Below are 18,133 nucleotides of genomic sequence, written 5' to 3'. Positions count from 1 at the left end.
ACGGATTAAAATTATCAATTTCACCTAATAATCCACGCGCGTTATAGTCAGCTTCCTGCAATAAATCGAATGGATATTTGACGTGTTATCTTATTATTTACAAGGGCTTATGCTGGGTGCTGCTTTAATTTTGCCGCTGGGGCCGCAAAACGCATTCGTCATGAACCAGGGCATTCGTCGGCAGTATCATCTCATGACGGCGCTGCTCTGCACTCTGAGCGACGTTGCGCTGATTTGCGCCGGGGTATTTGGCGGTAGTGCGTTATTGATGCAGTCGCCGTGGCTGCTGGCGCTGGTGACCTGGGGCGGAGTACTTTTTCTGTTGTGGTACGGCTTTGGCGCGCTGAAAACCGCCTTTGCCGGTGATATCGATCTGGAAAATGCAGAAACGCTTCGCCAGGGGCGTGGGCAGATCATCGCCACCATGCTGGCCGTTACGTGGCTCAATCCCCATGTCTATCTCGATACCTTTGTGGTGCTCGGTAGCCTTGGCGGGCAGTTAGCGGAGATGCCGAAGCGCTGGTTTGCCCTCGGCACCATCAGCGCCTCTTTTCTCTGGTTCTTCAGCCTGGCGCTGCTGGCCGCCTGGCTCGCGCCGCGTTTGCGCACCGCCACGGCGCAGCGGGTTATCAATAGTCTGGTCGGCCTGGTGATGTGGTTTATCGCGCTGAAACTGGCGGTGGAAGGTGTTAACCATTTGCAAGGATTATTCAGTTAAGGTAAGTCCGATGGACAATCAGGCGTAAGTGGCTAAGCTTGCTGCCAGGCGTCCGTCCAACGGGACGTAATTGAGTAACATGGAGGAGTACCTGTGAAACGTAAAGTGATAGCCCTGGCGGCGATGGTGGGTTTCAGCGCAATGGCGGTACAGGCCAGTGAATTGCCGGATGGCCCGCACATTGTCACAACGGGTACGGCAAGCGTGGATGCGACCCCCGATATCGCCACCCTGGCGATTGAAGTGAACGTCGCCGCGAAAGATGCGGCCTCAGCCAAGAAGCAGGCGGACGATCGCGTTGCGCAATACCTGAGCTTCCTTGAGCAAAACGGCATCGCCCGTAAAGATATCAACTCAGCGAACTTACGTACCCAGCCCGATTATGACTACCAGAATGGCAAAAGCATTCTGAAAGGCTATCGCGCTGTGCGCACCGTGGAAGTGACGTTGCGCGAGCTGGATAAGCTTAACTCACTGCTTGATGGCGCGCTGAAGGCGGGTCTGAACGAAATCCGCTCCGTCTCGCTGGGCGTTGCGCAATCGGAGTCCTTTAAGGATAAAGCCCGTAAAGCGGCAATTGATGACGCAACCCGTCAGGCGCAGCAGCTGGCTGCCGGCTTTAATGCCAAACTCGGCCCGGTCTACAGCGTTCGTTACCATGTCTCTAACTATCAGCCGAGCCCGATGGTGCGCATGATGAAGGCCGATGCGCCAGCGGAGTCTGCGGCGCAGGAGACCTACGAACAGCCAACCATCCAGTTTGACGATCAGGTCGATGTAGTCTTCCAGATTGAGCCTAATCAGGCGCAGCAACAGCCACAATCAACGCCAGCCGCCAAGTAACGCTGGCGTCCCTCTCCTCATTCGGGGAGAGGGTCTCTCTTAATCCTGTCGCAGTACCCGATGACCGAACGCCAGCAGCGCGTCGGTGACGTTGCGCATCATCCGGCTTTCCGGCGCAAAGCGGTGCCAGTAGAGCATACGTCGCTGCAGCAGGCCCGGCGTCAGGTCGATAAGCTCACCGCTCGCCAGCTCTTTTTCGATTTGCAGATGTGGGATCATGCAGCATGTCGTTCCCTGGCGCGCCAGCTGCACAAAGGCTTCCGATGAGTTAACGATATGGCAGGGAACGCTGCCGGGCGGCAGATCGAAATATTGCTGCAAAAAGGCCTGATGCATATCGTCGAGATGGTCAAACGCCACCGCAGGCGCTTTCAGCAGCGCGGAACGCGTCACACCGTTGGGGAAGTAGCGTTCGGCAAACTCTTTTGAGCCGACAAACAGGTAATCGAGCGCGCCCAGTTTATCCACCAGGCAGCTTGGCAGCGCCTGAGGCTGAATACTCACCGCGCCAACCACTTCACCGCGACGCAGACGCTCCTGGGTGCGGGTTTCATCTTCCACCTGCAAATTGAGGCGAATCGGGGAGTCGACCAGCACCGGCGCCAGCGCGGGCAGCAGCCATGTTGCCAGACTGTCGGCGTTGACCGCAAGCGACAGCAGCAGCGGCGTAGAACCGGTTTGCTCGTCGCCCAACCACTCCTCTTCCAGCAGCTCAACCTGGCGCAACAGCGCCAGCAGCTTTTGCCCTTGCTCGGTGGGGCGCGGCGGTACGGTACGCACCAGCAATGGCTGCCCGAACATGTTCTCCAGTTGCTTGATACGCTGTGACACGGCGGATTGAGTAATACAGAGCTTTTGCGCAGCACGCTCAAACCCACGTTCACGAATGACTGCATCAAGTGCCTGTAGTGTTCTGTAATCCGGACGTTTCATTGCTCGGGCAATCTCCTGAAAAATAGTCTTTCGCACTATGACATAAATTTCCCGTCGTGGCAGACGAAAATGGTTGTCGCGTATTGTGACACAGGTCACAGGGACTTTTCGGCAGAGCCTATTTATAATGCGCCTGAAATTTCACACCACAGGCGAACGACCATGACGCAGGATGAACTCAAAAAAGCAGTGGGCTGGGCAGCACTTCACTATGTTGAACCCGGCACCATCGTCGGCGTAGGTACCGGCTCCACCGCGGCACACTTTATTGACGCGCTGGGTACCATGAAAGGGCAGATTGAGGGCGCGGTTTCCAGCTCAGATGCTTCCACCGAGAAGCTGAAAAGCTTAGGCATCACCGTTTTCGATCTTAACGCGGTCGATCGCCTGGGGATCTACGTCGACGGCGCGGATGAGATCAACGACCAGATGCAGATGATCAAAGGCGGCGGCGCGGCGCTGACCCGCGAGAAGATCATTGCTTCAGTCGCGGATAAGTTTATCTGTATCGCAGATGCCTCAAAGCAGGTGCCGATCCTCGGTAAATTCCCGTTACCGGTTGAGGTGATCCCAATGGCGCGCAGTGCGGTCGCGCGAACGCTGGTCAAGCTGGGCGGCCGCCCGGAGTATCGCCAGAATGTGGTGACGGATAACGGCAACGTCATCCTTGATGTCTATGGTCTGGAAATTCTCGATCCCATCGCGATGGAGAACACCATCAACAATATTCCCGGTGTGGTCACGGTGGGCTTATTCGCGAATCGCGGGGCTGACGTGGCGCTGATCGGCACCCCGGATGGCGTCAAAACCATCGTGAAATGATCTGACCGGGAGGCAGCGGTCTCCCGGTAAAAATCTGACATCGTTAAATTCGGTGATATCTGTCACGTTTTTCCCCTTCATCTCGCATCCCTGCCGCGAGCTTCTGCTTTTCCAGCATTTTTCTCTGCCATTTCCCGCTGGATGACATTTCTTCAGAGCGGCGACGCAAACGTTCATATTGCCGCGATAGTTTTTTTTGATATGTTGGCTAACGCGGTTTTCCTCCGCACAACATCACAGTCAGACATAAAACAGGGTCGGGTAAATGGCAAAGGTATCACTGGAGAAAGACAAGATTAAATTTCTGCTCGTCGAAGGGGTGCACCAGAAAGCGGTCGAAAGCCTCCGCGCGGCGGGTTATAACAACATCGAATTCCACAAGGGCGCACTGGACAGCGAGCAGTTGAAAGAGTCCATCCGCGACGCCCACTTCATTGGCCTGCGATCCCGTACTCAACTGACTGAAGATGTCATCGCCGCGGCGGAAAAACTGGTCGCCATCGGCTGTTTCTGTATCGGCACCAACCAGGTGAACCTGGAAGCAGCAGCCAAACGCGGTGTACCAGTCTTTAACGCCCCCTTCTCCAACACCCGTTCCGTTGCGGAGTTAGTGATCGGCGAACTGCTGCTGTTGATGCGCGGCATTCCGGAAGCGAACGCCAAAGCGCACCGCGGTATCTGGAACAAGCTGGCGGTCGGCTCCTATGAAGCGCGCGGCAAAAAGCTCGGCATCATTGGCTACGGTCACATTGGTACGCAGCTTGGTATTCTTGCTGAATCGCTGGGGATGAATGTCTTCTTCTACGATATCGAGAACAAACTGCCGCTCGGCAACGCCACGCAGGTGCAGCATCTCTCCGATCTGCTGAACATGAGCGACGTGGTCAGCCTGCACGTGCCGGAAAACGCCTCAACGAAAAATATGATTGGCGAAGAGGAACTGGCGCTGATGAAGCCGGGCGCACTGCTGATCAACGCCGCACGCGGCACGGTGGTTGATATTCCGGCGCTGTGCGATGCCCTGAAGCGTAAGCACCTGGCGGGCGCAGCGATTGACGTCTTCCCGACCGAACCGGCGACCAACAGCGATCCGTTCGACTCGCCGCTCTGCGAGTTTGATAACGTTATCCTGACGCCGCACATCGGTGGTTCAACGCAGGAAGCGCAGGAGAATATCGGCCTGGAAGTTGCCGGTAAGCTGATTAAGTACTCCGATAACGGCTCAACGCTCTCGGCGGTAAACTTCCCAGAAGTCTCCCTGCCGCTGCACGGCGGTCGTCGTCTGCTGCATATCCATGAAAACCGTCCTGGCGTGCTAACGGCGCTTAACCAGATTTTTGCCAGCCAGAACATCAACATTGCGGCGCAGTATCTGCAAACTACGCCGCATATGGGCTATGTAGTGGTTGATATCGAAGCGGAAGAAGAGGTTGCGCAGACCGCGCTACAGAGCATGAAAGCGATTCCGGGCACCATTCGTTCCCGTCTGCTGTTCTAAGTTGCGTTAGCTGTTCCTCTCCCGTCCGGGAGGGGAACAAACGCTTACCACTCCCACACCGTTGACGGCGTGATCACCGCAGGCAGCGGAATATCCCACTCCTCTACAGGCAACTTCTCTACGCGCTGGCAATCATGGGCATAACCAACCGGCTGCACGCCATACGCGCGCCAGTTTTGCAGCGTTCTGTCGTAGAACCCGCCGCCCATGCCGAGGCGCTGCCCCTGTTCATCAAAGGCGACTAACGGCGTGATCAGCACATCGAGCTGGCTAAGTGGAAGCACATCACGCACATCCAGTTTCGGCTCCTGAATTTTCAGACGATTGGTCACCAGTTCGCTGCGCGGATGGTAGTGCAAAAAGAGCAGATTGCCGGGGCTGAAAGGGTGTAATACGGGAAGGTAAACGCGTTTGCCGCTTCGCCACAGTTGTTCGATCAGCGGTTGTGTATCGAGCTCGCCGTCAAAGGAGAGAAACAGAGCAACGCTGTGTGCCATGACAACAGGAGGCCAGGCCATCATGCGCAGTGCGGCTTGTTCAGCGAATTGGCGCTGCTGGGCGCTGGTGATTTCTCGTCGGCGTTGACGAATCTGTTTGCGAATTGCTTGTCGTGACGGAAGTGAATCGGGCAGTTGCGTCATGGTCGTTACTGGTAGAAGAGGGGAATCTCCGAGATGCCGCCGCAGGCTGTAACCCTTGAACCCTTGGTTCAAGGTGAATGTGTCGTCATGATTTTAAGGCTTCTCGGACGGACCGAGCATGCTCACCAACCATGGATCGCCACACTCTGTTGGTATGAAATATCGGCTCAGGGGACTGGCCCGCTTGCAAACATCTCAGAGAATTTTTTAACTTCACTGTCAATCTACCATAGTTGACCTTGAAGTATTATTCAAACTTCGGCCCCGGTCTTTCCGTTATGCGACCCTGATCAAGTAAAGCCTGTTCAATGGTCTGCTGTAACATCTTAATACGCTGCTCCATGCTGGCGGCGTAATCACGGGTTTTTGCCTTTTCCTGAGCAAGCTCGTAGCTGATATTCAGCGCGGCGATAAACACCAACTGCTCAGTATTTGTGACTCTAGTGCGAACCTTCAGATCTTGCAACCGCTGATTCAGATCTTCCGCAGCCTGATTCAGCGCATCTATCTGCTCAGGCGGGCAGTTCACGCGGAGTGAACGGCCAAAAATTTGGATATCGACGGGTTGTGCAGACATGCCACCTTCCTGCTGTTTGACTGCGCTCTGCCTTCGCATTCGAGCCCTGGGCTGCGAAGGGGCGACACTATAAGCGACCCTGGTCAGTACTTTCAACTATTTTACGTCTATACCTTAAGTAATCCGCGTACATGCAATGGCATGTAACGTGAACCATCACGGGTATATCACCAGGGTCCAAAGTGGTAGCATACCATGAATATTTCCCCCAACGACGACGAATGCGCATGTCTATACAGAACGAAATACCTGGTTACAAGGAAGTAGGCCAGTTACTCAACCAACAAGGCGTTGGATTGCATCCTGCTGAAATGCATGGGCTGATCGCGGGGATGCTCTGCGGCGGCAACAAAGACACCTCATGGCAGCCGCTGCTGCATGATTTAACCAACGAAGGGCTGGCCTTCGGCCACGAGCTTGCCCAGGCGCTGCGTGCAATGCATGCCGCCACCAGCGATTCGCTGGAAGATGACGGCTTTCTCTTTCAGCTCTACCTGCCGGAAGGCGACGACGTCAGCGTCTTCGACCGCGCCGATGCGCTGGCAGGCTGGGTGAATCACTTCCTGCTGGGGCTGGGCGTCTCGCAGCCGAAGCTCGACAAAGTGACCGGTGAAACCGGCGAAGCGATTGATGACCTGCGCAACATTGCGCAGCTGGGCTACGACGAAGACGAAGATCAGGAAGAGCTGGAGATGTCTCTGGAAGAGATTATTGAGTATGTCCGCGTTGCGGCGCTGCTCTGCCACGATACCTTCACGCGCCAGCAGCCGACCGCACCGGAAGTGCGCAAGCCCACACTACACTAATTAGTTTTTTACATGGAGGAGGTGTCATGACACAGCTTGAGTTTCTCCGTCGTCGCCAGGCTTTACTGGCGCAGATGGTTCCGGGTAGCGCGGCGTTGATCTTTGCCGCGCCGGAAGCGACCCGCAGCGCAGACAGTGAATACCCCTATCGCCAGAACAGCGATTTCTGGTATTTCACCGGTTTTAACGAGCCGGAAGCGGTGCTGGTGCTGATCAAAAGCGATGACACCCACAACCACAGCGTGCTCTTCAACCGCGTGCGCGACAAAACCGCTGAAATCTGGTTTGGTCGCCGTCTCGGCCAGGAAGCCGCGCCGGAGAAGCTCGTCGTCGATCGCGCGCTGGCGTTCCCGGAGATTGACGAGCATCTCTATCAGTTGCTCAATGGCCTCGATGCGGTCTATCACGCACAGGGCGAATACGCTTATGCGGACACCATCCTCTTTGCCGCGCTCGACAAGCTGCGCAAAGGCTCGCGCCAGAATCTGAAAGCGCCCGCCACGCTGACCGACTGGCGGCCCATCGTGCATGAGATGCGCCTGTTTAAATCCGCTGAAGAGATTGACGTGTTGCGCCGCGCGGGCGAAATTTCCGCGCTGGCCCACACCCGTGCGATGCAGGTGTGCCGCCCGGGTATGTTTGAGTATCAGCTTGAAGGCGAAATTCAGCATGAGTTCAACCGCCACGGCGCGCGCTTTCCCTCCTACAACACCATTGTGGGCGCCGGCGAAAATGGCTGCATCCTGCACTACACCGAGAACGAAAGCGAAATGCGCGCGGGCGATCTGGTGCTGATTGACGCGGGCTGCGAATACAAAGGCTATGCCGGGGATATCACCCGCACCTTCCCGGTCAGCGGCAAATTTACCCCGGCGCAGCGTGAGATTTACGACATTGTGCTCGCCTCGCTGGAACGCGCGCTTGAACTGTTCCGCCCCGGCACCTCAATTCAGGAAGTGACCGGCGAAGTGGTGCGCATCATGGTGAGCGGGCTGGTGAAGCTCGGCATTCTGCAGGGCGACGTTGACGAGCTGATTGCGAAAAGCGCTCACCGCGCCTTCTTTATGCATGGCTTAAGCCACTGGCTGGGGCTGGATGTGCATGATGTCGGCGTTTATGGCCAGGATCGCTCCCGCGAGCTGGCGCCAGGCATGGTGCTCACCGTTGAGCCGGGGCTTTACATCGCGCCGGATGCCGATGTGCCGGAGAAGTATCGCGGTATCGGCATTCGCATCGAAGATGACATTGTCATCACCGACAACGGCAACGAGAACCTGACTGCCAGCGTAGTCAAAAAAGCCGATGAGATTGAAGCGCTGATGGCGAAGGCGCGCGCATGAGTGTGATCATCGTTGGCGGCGGCATGGCTGGCGCAACCCTTGCGCTGGCGATTTCACATCTGACACAGGGCAAGCTTGCCGTTCATCTGGTGGAAGCCAACGCGCCCGGCGCGCAGGATCACCCCGGTTTTGACGCACGTGCTATCGCGCTGGCGGCAGGCACCTGCCAGCAGCTGGCGCACATCGGCGTCTGGCAGGCACTTGCCTCCTGCGCAACACCCATCTCGACGGTGCATGTCAGCGATCGTGGCCATGCCGGTTTCGTAACGCTGACGGCGGAAGAGTATCGGCTTGATGCGTTAGGCCATGTGGTTGAGCTGCACGATGTCGGGCTGCGGCTCTTTAAGCGGCTGCAAAACGCGCCGGGCGTCACGCTTCACTGCCCGGATCGCGTCGATCGCTTTACCCGCAGTGAAGAGCAGGTGACGGTGACGCTGCAAAGCGGCAAGCAGCTCACCGGCGAACTGCTGGTGGCGGCAGACGGCTCGCGCTCATCGATTGCCGGGCAGCTCAATATCGACTGGCAGCAGTCGCCTTATGACCAGGCGGCGGTGATTGCCAATGTCACCACTTCTGTTGCCCATCAGGGGCGCGCCTTTGAGCGCTTTACTGAACATGGCCCGCTGGCGATGCTGCCGATGTCGCAGGGGCGCTCTTCGCTGGTGTGGTGTCACCCGCGTGAAAAACAGCAGCAGGTGGCGAGCTGGTCAGACGAACAGTTTTGCGAGGAGTTGCAAAAAGCCTTCGGCTGGCGTCTTGGCCGCATCCTGCATGCCGGGAAGCGCAGCGTCTACCCGCTGGCGCTCTCCACTGCCAGCTCATCTGTTTCCCATCGCGCCGTGCTGGTCGGCAATGCCGCGCAGACGCTGCATCCGATTGCCGGGCAGGGCTTCAACCTTGGCATGCGCGATGTGATGACACTGGCGGAAACCCTTTCGCACGCCTTTATCGAACAGAGTGATGTGGGAAGCTATCCGCTGTTGCTGCGTTATAACCAGCGTCGGCAGGCAGATAAAGCTGCCACCATCGGCGTGACGGATGGGCTGGTGCATCTCTTCGCCAACCGCTGGGCGCCGCTGGTCTTGGGGCGCAACCTCGGATTGATGGCGATGGAACTATTTACCCCGGCGCGTGATGCGCTGGCGCAACGAACCCTCGGTTGGGTCGCCCGTTAAGGAGCTAAGAGTGCAGAGTGTTGATGTTGCGATTGTCGGCGGCGGCATGGTGGGTCTGGCATTAGCCTGCGGCCTGCAAGGGAGCGGGCTGCGCGTGGCGGTGCTGGAACAAACGGTTCCCGAGCCGCAGGCCGCGGATGCCCCTCCGGCGCTACGCGTCTCGGCGATTAACGCCGCCAGTGAAAAATTGCTGACCCATCTCGGCGTCTGGTCAAACATCGTTGCCGGGCCGGTCGGCTGCTATCACGGCATGGAAGTGTGGGAGAAAGACAGCTTCGGGCGCATCTCCTTTGACGATCTGAGTATGGGTTACAGCCATCTGGGCTACATCATTGAGAACACGCGCATTCACCACGCGCTGTGGGAGCAGGCGCAGCAGTGCAAAGATGTCACGCTGATTGCGCCAGCCGAGTTGCAGCAGGTCGCCTGGGGGGAGAACGAAGCGTTCCTGACCCTGAAAGAGGGCACTATGCTGACGGCGCGTCTGGTAGTGGGTGCTGACGGCGCTAACTCGTGGCTGCGCAACCGCGCGGATATTCCGCTCACCTACTGGGATTATCACCACCACGCGCTGGTGGCGACGATCCGCACCGCCGAGCCGCACCAGGCGGTGGCGCGCCAGGTTTTCCATAATGATGGCATCCTCGCGTTTCTGCCGCTGAACGATCCGCATTTATGTTCGATCGTCTGGTCGCTTCCGCCAGAGCAGGCGAAGGCGATGCAGGAGAGCAGCGCTGAGGCGTTCAACCAGGCATTGACCGTGGCCTTTGATAACCGGCTCGGGCTGTGCGAGCTTGAGAGCGAACGCCAGACTTACCCGTTAACCGGGCGCTACGCACGGCAGTTTGCCGGGCATCGGTTAGCGCTGGTGGGCGATGCGGCGCACACCATCCATCCTCTAGCTGGCCAGGGCGTTAACCTCGGCTTTATGGATGTGGCTGAGCTGATTGCTGAGCTGCGTCGTTTAAGCCGCGACGGCAAAGATATCGGTCAGCATCTCTACCTGCGCCGCTACGAGCGCAGCCGTAAACATAGCGCCGCGATGATGCTGGCGAGCATGCAGGGTTTTCGCGAACTGTTTGCCGGTGCGAATCCGGCGAAAAAGCTGCTGCGTGATATCGGGCTGAAACTGGCTGATACGCTTCCCGGCGTTAAACCGCAGTTATTGCGTCAGGCTTTAGGGCTTAACGATCTGCCAGAGTGGTTACGTTAACTGCGTCACACTTTCCCTTCCCGGCCCCGGGAAGGGAAGCTCCCCTCTCATTTGAAATATTCTAATTTCACCCCCATTCTCAGATTAGTTTTTCTCATGTGGTTAATTTTGGCTCACGCGCTTTTTTGCTTTTAACTGGCAGTAAATGCTAATTACCCGCCCAATAAGCGCGCAGAAGTGACCTCTTATCCGCGTGTTGCAGGGATTTTTCGCTATATTCCACTGCGGTTATCTCAGCGCGTTTTGGTCATAAGCTAATGTGATGACCGGTTTTTCCTTATGGTTAAGCGCACCTTTCGGTGATAAGTTCAGGCCAAAGAGAACGTTTGCGTCACCGCCTGTAACAGGGCATCGACACGCTTTTTTGCCGCCGGAAAGGCGCTGCGAAAAACGTGATAGCTCAGCGTATTCGATGAGGAAAAGATGGCTCAGCAGACCCCTTTATTTGAACAACATACTCAATGCGGCGCCCGCATGGTCGACTTCCACGGCTGGATGATGCCACTGCATTACGGCTCGCAGCTTGATGAGCACCACGCGGTGCGCACCGACGCCGGCATGTTTGATGTTTCACACATGACCATCGTTGACCTGAAAGGCAGCCGGACGCGCGAATTTCTGCGCTATTTGCTGGCAAACGATGTCGCGAAATTGACTAAGCCCGGCAAAGCGCTCTACAGCGGTATGCTTAATGCCTCGGGCGGCGTGATTGATGATTTGATCGTCTACTACTTCACCGAAGATTTCTTCCGCCTCGTTGTTAACTCCGCCACCCGCGAAAAAGACCTCTCCTGGATTTCCCAACACGCCGAACCTTATGCCATCGATATCACCGTGCGCGACGATCTCTCACTGATCGCGGTGCAGGGCCCGCATGCGCAGGAGAAAGCCGCCAGCCTGTTTACCGATGCGCAGCGCGAAGCGGTCTCTGGCATGAAACCCTTCTTCGGTGTGGTAGCGGGCGACCTCTTTATTGCCACCACCGGTTACACCGGTGAAGCCGGGTATGAAATTGCCCTGCCGAATGAAAAAGCCGCTGACTTCTGGCAAGGCTTGCTGAATGCGGGCGTAAAACCCTGCGGGCTCGGCGCGCGCGATACGCTGCGCCTGGAAGCGGGCATGAACCTCTATGGCCAGGAGATGGATGAAGGCGTTTCGCCGCTGGCGGCCAACATGGGCTGGACCATCGCCTGGGAGCCGCAGGATCGCGACTTTATCGGACGTGATGCCCTTGAGCAGCAGCGTGAAAAAGGCACCGAACAGCTGGTTGGCCTGGTGATGACCGAAAAAGGCGTACTGCGTAATGAACTGCCGGTGCACTTTACCGATGCGCAGGGCAATGTGCAGAAAGGGGTGATCACCAGCGGCACCTTCTCGCCGACGCTTGGCTACAGCATTGCGCTGGCCCGCGTTCCGGCAGGGATCGGCGAAACGGCCGTGGTGCAGATCCGCAACCGCGAAATGCCGGTCAAAGTGACCAAACCTGTTTTTGTGCGCGCCGGCAAAGCGGTCGCGTAACGTTATTTTTCTGGAGAGAAAGCAATGAGCAATGTACCTGGCGATCTGAAATACAGCAAAGAACACGAGTGGCTGCGTAAAGAAGCGGACGGTAGCTACACCGTTGGTATCACCGAGCATGCGCAAGAGCTGCTGGGCGATATGGTTTTTGTAGACCTGCCGGACGTCGGCACCACCGTTAGCGCTGGCGACGACTGCGCCGTGGCGGAGTCGGTAAAAGCGGCATCCGATATTTATGCCCCCATCGGCGGTGAAATCGTTGCGGTCAACGACAGCCTGAATGATTCGCCGGAGCTGGTGAACAGCGCGCCGTATGGCGAAGGCTGGATCTTCAAAATCAAGGCCAACGATGAGGCGGAAGTCGAAGCGCTGTTAGACGCAACCGGCTATAGCGCCCTGTTAGAAGACGAATAATGGTGTGCCGGATGGCGCGATGCGTCTCCGGCTAACCTTTACGTCCATCAACAGGCCGGTGAAGCGTCGCGCTTTCCGGCAAGCCAGATCTTCGTTTTATCTATTACCGCACGTTTCAGGAACCCTCGCTCATGACTCAGACTTTAAGCCAGCTTGAACATCACGCCGCGTTTATCGGCAGGCATATTGGCCCGGACACCACGCAACAGCAGGAGATGCTGAACAGCGTTGGCGCAGAATCGCTCGACGCGCTGATCGGGCAGATCGTGCCGAAAGATATTCAGCTCGCCGCACCGCCGCAGGTGGGGGAGTCCACCACCGAATATGCCGCGCTCGCTGAACTGAAAACCCTGGCCCGCCGTAACAAGCGCTTTAAGTCTTACATTGGCATGGGTTACACCGCCGTGCAGCTGCCGCCGGTGATCCTGCGTAATATGCTGGAGAACCCGGGCTGGTACACCGCTTACACCCCTTATCAGCCGGAAGTGTCGCAGGGGCGTCTTGAATCCCTGCTCAATTTCCAGCAGGTCACGCTCGATCTGACCGGCCTCGATATCGCCTCCGCTTCGCTGCTGGATGAAGCGACCGCCGCCGCTGAAGCGATGGCGATGGCAAAACGCGTCAGCAAACTGAAAGGCGCGAACCGCTTCTTCGTCGCAGCCGACGTCCATCCGCAAACGCTGGATGTGGTGCGCACCCGTGCCGAAACCTTCGGCTTTGAGGTGATTGTCGATGAGGCAGAGAAAGCGCTCGATCACCAGGATCTCTTTGGCGTGCTGCTTCAGCAGGTGGGTACCACCGGCGAAGTGCACAACTACAGCGCGCTGATTGCCGAGTTAAAATCACGCAAAATCGTGGTCAGCGTTGCCGCCGACCTGATGGCGCTGGTGCACCTGACCGCACCGGGCAAACAGGGTGCCGATATTGTTTTCGGCTCCGCGCAGCGTTTCGGCGTGCCGATGGGCTACGGCGGCCCGCATGCCGCCTTCTTTGCCGCGAAAGATGAATTTAAACGCTCAATGCCGGGGCGCATTATCGGCGTCTCCAAAGACGCGGCCGGTAACACGGCGCTGCGCATGGCGATGCAGACCCGCGAGCAGCATATTCGCCGCGAGAAAGCTAACTCCAATATTTGTACTTCGCAGGTGCTGCTGGCCAATATCGCCAGCCTCTATGCGGTGTTCCACGGCCCGGAAGGGCTGAAACGCATTGCCGGGCGTATCCATCGCCTGACCGACATTCTCGCTGCTGGCCTGCAGCGCGGTGGTCTGAAACTGCGTCACGCGCACTACTTCGACACGCTCTGCGTTGAAGTAGCGGATAAAGCCGCGGTGCTGGCGCGTGCGGAAGCCCATGAGATCAACCTGCGCAGCGACATTCTTAACGCCGTAGGCATCACGCTGGATGAAACCACTACCCGCGACGATGTGCTGGCGCTGTTCAGCGTTCTGCTCGGCGACGCACATGGCCTTGAGATCGACGCGCTGGATAAAGAGGTTGCCCTCGACAGCCGCTCTCTGCCGGCTGAGATGGTGCGCGAGGATGCGATCCTTACCCACCCGGTGTTCAATCGCTACCACAGCGAAACCGAGATGATGCGCTATATGCATTCGCTTGAGCGCAAAGATCTGGCGCTCAACCAGGCGATGATCCCGCTCGGCTCCTGCACCATGAAGCTTAACGCCGCAGCGGAGATGATCCCCATCACCTGGCCGGAATTTGCGGAACTGCACCCGTTCTGCCCGCCGGAGCAGGCGGAAGGTTATCACCAGATGATTGCGCAACTCTCCGACTGGCTGGTGAAACTGACCGGTTACGATGCGCTCTGTATGCAGCCGAACTCCGGCGCGCAGGGGGAATACGCTGGTCTGCTGGCGATCCGCCACTATCACGAAAGCCGCAATGAAGGGCATCGCGATATCTGCCTGATCCCAAGCTCTGCCCATGGTACCAACCCGGCTTCGGCGCAGATGGCGGGTATGCAGGTGGTGGTCGTAGCCTGCGATAAGAATGGCAACATCGATCTGGGCGATCTGCGCGCGAAAGCGGAGCAGGCGGGAGAGAACCTCTCCTGTATTATGGTCACCTACCCATCAACGCACGGCGTCTATGAAGAGACGATCCGCGAAGTGTGCGAAGTGGTGCATCAGTTTGGCGGCCAGGTTTACCTTGATGGCGCGAACATGAATGCGCAGGTCGGCATCACCTCGCCGGGCTTTATCGGCGCAGATGTGTCGCACCTCAACCTGCATAAAACCTTCTGTATCCCGCACGGCGGTGGCGGCCCGGGCATGGGGCCGATTGGCGTCAAAGCGCACCTGGCACCGTTTGTTCCGGGCCACAGCGTGGTGCAAATTGAAGGCATGCTGACGCGTCAGGGCGCAGTTTCCGCCGCACCGTTTGGCAGTGCGTCGATCCTGCCGATCAGCTGGATGTATATCCGCATGATGGGCGCCGAAGGTCTGAAAAAGGCGAGCCAGGTGGCGATCCTCAACGCCAACTATATCGCCAGCCGCCTGAAAGAGGCCTTCCCGGTGCTCTACACCGGCCGTGATGGACGCGTGGCGCATGAGTGCATTCTCGATATTCGCCCGCTGAAAGAGGAGACCGGCATCAGCGAGCTGGATATCGCCAAACGCCTGATTGACTACGGATTCCATGCGCCGACCATGTCCTTCCCGGTTGCCGGCACGCTGATGGTTGAACCGACAGAATCTGAAAGCAAAGTCGAACTGGATCGCTTTATCGACGCGATGCTGGCGATCCGCGCTGAAATCGAGCGCGTGAAACAGGGCGAATGGACGCTGGAGGATAACCCGCTGGTCAATGCGCCGCACACCCAGCATGAACTGGTGAGCGAGTGGAACCACGCCTACAGCCGCGAGCTGGCGGTCTTCCCGGCGGGCGCAGTCAACAAATACTGGCCAACCGTGAAACGTCTGGATGACGTGTATGGTGACCGGAATCTTTTCTGCTCCTGCGTACCGATGAGCGAATACCAATAATCGATTGATTCCGCTATCTTTTAAGGGCGCTTCGGCGCCCTTTCTATTTGGGAGAAGATGATGGCAATTGCCTTAGTGAGCGGCGCAAGCCGGGGAATTGGTCGAGCCACCGCGCGGTTACTGGCGCAAGAGGGCTACACCGTGGCAGTCAATTATCATCGCCAGCGCGACGCTGCCGATGAGGTGGTGGCAGAGATCCTGGCCTGGGGCGGCAAGGCGTTTGCTGTGCAGGCGGATATCAGCAATGAAAGTCAGGTTGAAGCGATGTTTGCGCGTATTGACGAAGAGGGGCTGCCGCTGACCGCGCTGGTCAATAACGCCGGTATTCTGTTTCAGCAGAGCCGGGTAGAGGCGCTGAGCGCGGCACGCATCAACCAGGTGCTGGCGACCAATGTGACGGGCTATTTCCTCTGCTGTCGCGAAGCGGTAAAGCGCATGTCGACGCAGCATGGTGGGCAGGGCGGCGCGATTGTGAATGTTTCGTCAGCAGCGGCAAGGCTTGGATCGCCGGGAGAGTATGTTGATTATGCGGCGTCAAAAGGGGCGGTGGATACGTTAACCACCGGTCTGTCGCTGGAGGTTGCGGCAAGCGGCATCCGCGTAAACGGCGTGCGTCCGGGGTTTATCTATACGGAGATGCATGCCAGCGGCGGCGAGCCGGGACGCGTTGATCGCGTCAGCAGCGCGATTCCGATGCAGCGCGGCGGTCAGCCGGAAGAGGTGGCGCAGGCGATTGCCTGGCTGTTAAGCGATAGAGCCTCCTATGTGACAGGAAGCTTTATCGATCTGGCCGGGGGAAAGTAGCGTTTTTATGCCTGATGGCGCTTCGCTTATCAGGCCTACAAATCGAATACAGCGCAACGCCTCAAGCGTGGTGCAATCCGTTGTAGGCCGGATAAGGCGTAGCCGCCATCCGGCAAGGCCAGGCGTGGTGCAAACCCGTCCCAGGCCGGATAAGGCGTAGCCGCCATCCGGTAACGCCTCAAGCGTGGTGCAATCCGTTGTAGGCCGGATAAGGCGCAGCCGCCATCCGGCAACGCCAGGCGTGGTGCAAACCCGTCCCAGGCCGGATAAGGCGTAGCCGCCATCCGGCAACGCTTCAATAGATCACACGTTCTCGCCGTTGCTGGCGATCACTTCTTTGTACCAGTTAAAGCTCTTCTTGCGTGAGCGCGACATATCGCCGGAGCCGTCGTCATGCTTGTTCACGTAGATAAAGCCGTAGCGCTTGCTGTACTGGCCGGTGGTGAAGGAGACGCAGTCAATGCAGCCCCACGGGGTGTAACCCATCAGATCCACGCCATCATAGGTGACGGCTTCGACCATCTCTTTCACGTGCGCGCGCAGATAATCGATGCGGTAATCATCGTTAATGCTGCCATCCTCTTCGACTTTGTCGTACGCGCCGAAGCCGTTTTCAACGATAAACAGCGGCTTCTGGTAGCGCTCATACAGCTCGCAAAGGGCGTAGCGCAGGCCAACCGGGTCAATCTGCCAGCCCCAGTCGGAGGCTTTCACATGCGGGTTCGGCACACTGCCCTGGAAACCGGAGAGCGCATCACCCGAACCTCCTTCAGCTTTTACCGCATTGGTCATGTAGTAACTGAAGCCCAGATAGTCGCAGCACCCTTCGCGCAGGATCGCTTCATCGCCAGCTTCCATGTTGATGGTAAAGCCGCGACGCTCCCACTCGTTAAGTACGTAGGAGGGGTAGTAACCGCGCAGCTGCACATCGGTAAAGACATAACGCTCGCGCATTGATTCCTGCGCATACATCACATCTTCAGGCTTACAGGAGAAGGGATAGAGCGGCACCATCGCCAGCATGCAGCCAATCTGCATCGACGGGTTAATGCGGTGACCAATTTTCACCGCCATCGCGCTGGCAACAAACTGGTGATGCAGCACCTGGTACATGGTCTCTTCCGGGTTCTCGTGGTCGGTATAGACCACGCCGGAGCAGCAGTAGCCAAACAGCGGCGCGCGCCAGTTGCGCTGGTTGTTGATCTCGTTGAAGGTCATCCAGTATTTGACCTTGTTCTTGTAGCGCTCAAACACCACTTCGGCGAAACGCACAAAGAAATCAACTACTTTACGGTTGGTCCAGCCGCCGTACTCCTGCACCAGGTGCAGCGGCATCTCAAAGTGAGAGAGGGTAATGACCGGCTCGATGTTGTACTTCAGCAGCTCATCGAACACATCGTCGTAGAACTTCAGACCCTCTTCATTGGGCTGCAACTCATCGCCCTGCGGGAAGATGCGGGTCCAGGCAATTGAGGTTCGGAAACATTTGAAGCCCATCTCGGCAAAGAGTTTGATGTCCTCTTTGTAATGACCATGAAAATCAACGGCCTCATGGTTCGGGTAGTATTTTCCCGCTTCCACTTGCGACGTGATTTCACGCGGGACGCCGTGCGCGCCGCCGGTCAGCACGTCGCAGATGCTCGGGCCTTTGCCGCCTTTATTCCAGCCGCCTTCTACCTGATGCGCGGCAACTGCGCCGCCCCACAAGAAATCTTTCGGTAAGGTCAATTTTTTCATCGTTGCTCTTCTCGTCATATTAGCTGCCAACGAGTCTAGCAAAGGGGAAATGAATGTCACGATATAACAAATTGCCGCTGCGGTAATTT

Annotated in this window: 16 protein-coding genes and 1 other RNA gene; 12 read left to right on the top strand and 5 right to left on the bottom strand. The window is 57.5% G+C overall.

The genetic code is table 11. The annotated features are described in order from the left end of the window. The first annotated feature begins 82 nt into the window (after positions 1-82). Positions 83-718 carry an arginine exporter ArgO gene (gene argO / locus SOM48_RS10515; RefSeq protein ID WP_289743829.1) on the top strand — a complete coding sequence of 212 codons (636 nt, stop codon included), beginning with the start codon at positions 83-85 and terminating at the stop codon, positions 716-718. 93 nt (positions 719-811) lie between these two features. Then, a complete protein-coding gene (locus tag SOM48_RS10510) occupies positions 812-1,561 on the top strand; it encodes an oxidative stress defense protein (RefSeq protein ID WP_054803585.1) in 750 nt (249 codons plus the stop codon). Between the two features lie 39 nt (positions 1,562-1,600). Here SOM48_RS10510 and argP read toward each other — a convergent pair whose 3' ends face one another. Further along, entirely contained in the window at positions 1,601-2,494 is an 894-nt protein-coding gene (gene argP / locus SOM48_RS10505; RefSeq protein WP_023480875.1) for a DNA-binding transcriptional regulator ArgP, read from the bottom strand. A 162-nt stretch (positions 2,495-2,656) separates the two neighbouring features. On the opposite strand from argP, the gene rpiA reads away from it, so the two are divergent. Next, a complete protein-coding gene (rpiA, locus tag SOM48_RS10500; RefSeq protein ID WP_023480899.1) occupies positions 2,657-3,316 on the top strand; it encodes a ribose-5-phosphate isomerase RpiA in 660 nt (219 codons plus the stop codon). A 265-nt stretch (positions 3,317-3,581) separates the two neighbouring features. After that, complete coding sequence (gene serA, locus SOM48_RS10495; RefSeq protein WP_076769179.1) at positions 3,582-4,814, top strand: phosphoglycerate dehydrogenase; 1,233 nt, start codon at positions 3,582-3,584, stop codon at positions 4,812-4,814. 44 nt (positions 4,815-4,858) lie between these two features. On the opposite strand, the gene SOM48_RS10490 is transcribed toward serA, so the two are convergent. The 3 genes from SOM48_RS10490 to zapA all read right to left on the bottom strand — a co-directional run bounded on the left by SOM48_RS10490 (position 4,859) and on the right by zapA (position 6,032). Then, positions 4,859-5,455, bottom strand: coding sequence for a 5-formyltetrahydrofolate cyclo-ligase (locus SOM48_RS10490; RefSeq protein ID WP_139567805.1), 597 nt, complete (start codon positions 5,453-5,455; stop codon positions 4,859-4,861). Between the two features lie 21 nt (positions 5,456-5,476). After that, a non-coding RNA gene (ssrS, locus tag SOM48_RS10485) (6S RNA) lies at positions 5,477-5,660 on the bottom strand. Between the two features lie 42 nt (positions 5,661-5,702). Then, positions 5,703-6,032: a cell division protein ZapA gene (gene zapA, locus SOM48_RS10480; RefSeq protein WP_023480874.1), complete on the bottom strand. Its 330-nt coding sequence runs from the start codon at positions 6,030-6,032 to the stop codon at positions 5,703-5,705. A 227-nt stretch (positions 6,033-6,259) separates the two neighbouring features. Here zapA and SOM48_RS10475 point away from each other — a divergent pair, with 227 nt between their 5' ends. The 8 genes from SOM48_RS10475 to SOM48_RS10440 all read left to right on the top strand — a co-directional run bounded on the left by SOM48_RS10475 (position 6,260) and on the right by SOM48_RS10440 (position 16,307). Beyond that, on the top strand, positions 6,260-6,838 hold the full coding sequence (locus tag SOM48_RS10475) for a YecA/YgfB family protein (RefSeq protein ID WP_023480800.1): 579 nt from the start codon (positions 6,260-6,262) through the stop codon (positions 6,836-6,838). A 26-nt stretch (positions 6,839-6,864) separates the two neighbouring features. Then, positions 6,865-8,178 carry a Xaa-Pro aminopeptidase gene (gene pepP / locus SOM48_RS10470; RefSeq protein ID WP_320511897.1) on the top strand — a complete coding sequence of 438 codons (1,314 nt, stop codon included), beginning with the start codon at positions 6,865-6,867 and terminating at the stop codon, positions 8,176-8,178. Next, on the top strand, positions 8,175-9,353 hold the full coding sequence (gene ubiH / locus SOM48_RS10465; protein WP_320511896.1) for a 2-octaprenyl-6-methoxyphenyl hydroxylase: 1,179 nt from the start codon (positions 8,175-8,177) through the stop codon (positions 9,351-9,353). Before pepP ends, ubiH begins: the two co-directional genes overlap by 4 nt. A gap of 10 nt (positions 9,354-9,363) precedes the next feature. Next, the gene (gene ubiI, locus SOM48_RS10460) at positions 9,364-10,566 is read left to right on the top strand and encodes an FAD-dependent 2-octaprenylphenol hydroxylase (protein WP_139567802.1); all 1,203 of its coding nucleotides are present in this window, start codon (positions 9,364-9,366) and stop codon (positions 10,564-10,566) included. 423 nt (positions 10,567-10,989) lie between these two features. Continuing rightward, complete coding sequence (gcvT, locus tag SOM48_RS10455) at positions 10,990-12,084, top strand: glycine cleavage system aminomethyltransferase GcvT (RefSeq protein WP_288882055.1); 1,095 nt, start codon at positions 10,990-10,992, stop codon at positions 12,082-12,084. A gap of 24 nt (positions 12,085-12,108) precedes the next feature. After that, positions 12,109-12,498 carry a glycine cleavage system protein GcvH gene (gene gcvH / locus SOM48_RS10450; RefSeq protein WP_023481002.1) on the top strand — a complete coding sequence of 130 codons (390 nt, stop codon included), beginning with the start codon at positions 12,109-12,111 and terminating at the stop codon, positions 12,496-12,498. A gap of 131 nt (positions 12,499-12,629) precedes the next feature. Next, positions 12,630-15,503 carry an aminomethyl-transferring glycine dehydrogenase gene (gcvP, locus tag SOM48_RS10445; protein WP_320511895.1) on the top strand — a complete coding sequence of 958 codons (2,874 nt, stop codon included), beginning with the start codon at positions 12,630-12,632 and terminating at the stop codon, positions 15,501-15,503. 60 nt (positions 15,504-15,563) lie between these two features. Beyond that, entirely contained in the window at positions 15,564-16,307 is a 744-nt protein-coding gene (locus tag SOM48_RS10440; protein ID WP_320512038.1) for an SDR family oxidoreductase, read from the top strand. A 303-nt stretch (positions 16,308-16,610) separates the two neighbouring features. Here the strand turns inward: SOM48_RS10440 and SOM48_RS10435 are convergent, their stop codons facing one another. Further along, positions 16,611-18,044, bottom strand: a complete 1,434-nt coding sequence (locus SOM48_RS10435; protein WP_076769174.1) for a 6-phospho-beta-glucosidase — start codon at positions 18,042-18,044, stop codon at positions 16,611-16,613. Positions 18,045-18,133 lie beyond the last annotated feature (89 nt).

This window comes from Kosakonia sp. CFBP8986 (assembly GCF_034044935.1).
In the GTDB taxonomy this organism is placed as follows: Bacteria; Pseudomonadota; Gammaproteobacteria; order Enterobacterales; family Enterobacteriaceae; genus Kosakonia; species Kosakonia cowanii.
The sequence above is the reverse complement of the archived record's forward strand: the minus strand, read 5'-3'. Positions and strand labels throughout refer to the sequence as shown.